General features: G+C 70.1%; 1 protein-coding gene. It reads left to right on the top strand.

The window, feature by feature from the left end; translation table 11 throughout:
• Positions 1-2,460, top strand: a 2,460-nt coding sequence (locus tag C2R25_RS18060) for a beta strand repeat-containing protein (RefSeq protein WP_369825721.1), incomplete at both ends; no start/stop codon positions are given.

Here is a 2,460-nt window from a genome sequence, read left to right as displayed (position 1 = left end):
AGGTTCGTCAGATCGACGCGGCAGGTAACGTCAGCGACACGTTCGAACTACCCAGCCTCACCATCGACATCAGCGTCCTGCCGCCTTCGGGGGCACTCGCCAGCGACACAGGCGTATCGACTACCGACGGCATCACGAACGACGCGACCGTCGCGGTCGGCGGTCTGGAGCCGGGCGCGAGCTGGCAGTACAGCACCAACGGCGGAGCGACATGGCAGGCAGGCACCGGCACCAGCTTCGAGCTGGCCCCGGGCACCTACCCCGCCGGCGCGGTGCAGGTACGCCAAATAGATGGTGCGGGTAACGTCAGTGGCCCGGATAGGCTGGACGAGGTGACGATAGACACCGGCGCTCCCGCGGCACCGACCGCCACCACTACGGATACCGGCGTGGCGGGCGACGGCGTGACGAACGATGCGACGGTGACGGTCGGCGGTCTTGAGTCGGGCGCCAGCTGGCAGTACAGCACCGATGGCGGAGGGACGTGGCAGGCAGGCGCCGGCACCAGCTTCGAACTTGCTCCCGGCACTTATGCTGCCGGCACCGTGCTGGTGCGCCAGACGGATCTTGCGGGCAATGCCAGCGGCACGGGTGCGCTGCCGGCGGTGACCGTCGATACGGGCGTTTCGGTGCCTACGCTTGCTCTTGCAAGCGACACCGGGGTGTCGGGCACGGACCGGGTGACGGGCGATGCGACGGTGACGGTCGGCGGCCTCGAGCCGGGCGCTACCTGGCAGTACAGCACGGACGGCGGAGCGACCTGGCAGGCAGGCACCGGCACCAGCTTCGAACTGGCTGCGGGCACGTATGGCACCGGGGCGGTGCAAGTGCTCCAGATCGATGATGCCGGGAACATCAGCGGCCCGGTTGCGCTTGCAGGGGTGACGATCGATACGGCTGCGCCAGCGGCTCCTGCGGCCACCATTCCCGATACCGGCGTGGCGGGCGATGGCGTTACCAACGTCGGGACGGTGAGCGTGAGCGGTCTGGAGCCGGGCGCGACCTGGCAGTACCGGATCAACGGCGGCGCCTGGACGACGGGCACGGGCACCAGCTTCGTGCTGGCGGACGGGACCTATGGGGCTGACGCGGTGCAGGTGCGTCAGATCGACGTCGCGGGCAATGCGAGCGGCGCGTTCTCGCTGCCGCCGGTGACGGTGGACACGAGCACGGGCCCCCTGACGGCCGAGCTGGTGAGCGACACGGGGCTTCCGGATGACGGGGTGACCAGCGACGGCACGGTGGCGATCGGCAATCTGGAGCCGGGCGCGAGCTGGCAGTACAGCACGGACGGCGGTGCGATCTGGCAGGCAGGCACCGGCACCAGCTTCGAACTTGCCCAAGGCACCTATGCGGATGTGCAGGTGCGGCAGGTCAATGCGGTAGGCGTGATCAGCGATCCCACATACCTGGGTCCGGTGACGGTGGATGCGACAGGTCCGGCGGTTCCTGTCGCCACGTTCGTCGACAGCGGCACGCAGGGCGATGGCATCACTAACAACGGCACGGTGAGCGTCGGCGGCCTGGAGCCGGGTGTGACCTGGCAGTACAGCACCGATGGCGGTGCGACCTGGCAGACGGGCACGGGCACCAGCTTCGAGCTGGGGGCGGGCACGTACCCGGCCGGGACCGTGCAGGTGCGGCAGGTGGACCTTGCCGGTAACGCGGGAGGTTCGTTCACCCTTCCGGCGCTGACGGTGGACACCGCCGCGCCTGCGGCGCTCACGGCGACGATCGCGGACACAGGCGTTCCGGGCGATGCGATCACCAGCGACAGCACGGTGACGGTCAGCGGTCTGGAGCCGGGCGCCACGTGGCAGTACAGCACGGACAGCGGCGCAACATGGCAGACGGGTACCGGCGCCAGCTTCGAACTGGTCCCGGGCAGCTATGGCGCGGGCGAAGTGCGGGTGCGGCAGGTGGATGCGGCCGGAACGCCGGGCGCGGTGTTCCCGTTGCCGGCGGTGACGGTGGACACGACCATCGCTGCGCCCACTGCGGCTCTTGCGACGGACACCGGAGCCTCTGCCGGCGACGGGCTCACTGCGGATGCGACCGTCCTCGTCGGCGGTCTGGAGCCGGGCGCGACCTGGCAGTACAGCACCAATGGCGGAGCGAGCTGGCAGGCAGGCACCGGCACCAGCTTCGAACTGGCGCCGGGCACGTATGGCGCCGGCGTGGTGCAGGTGCGCCAGACGGACATCGCCGGCAACCAGAGCGCAGGCGCGCTGCTGGGCGCGGTGACGGTGGACACCGCCGTGGCAAGCCCGACGGTGGTGCTTGCCGCCGACACCGGGCTGTCCGCCAGCGACAGGGTGACCAATGACGCGACAGTGACGGTCGGCGGTATCGAGCCGGGCGCCAGCTGGCAGTACAGCACCGACGGCGGAGCGACATGGCAGACAGGCACCGGCACCAGCTTCGAACTGGCCCCGGGCACGTATGGCACCGGCGTGGTGC

Source organism: Novosphingobium sp. HII-3, assembly GCF_002916655.1.
Lineage (GTDB): Bacteria > Pseudomonadota > Alphaproteobacteria > Sphingomonadales > Sphingomonadaceae > Novosphingobium > Novosphingobium panipatense.
Note: the sequence above shows the minus strand (reverse complement) of the source record. Positions and strands in the feature narration are given on the sequence as shown.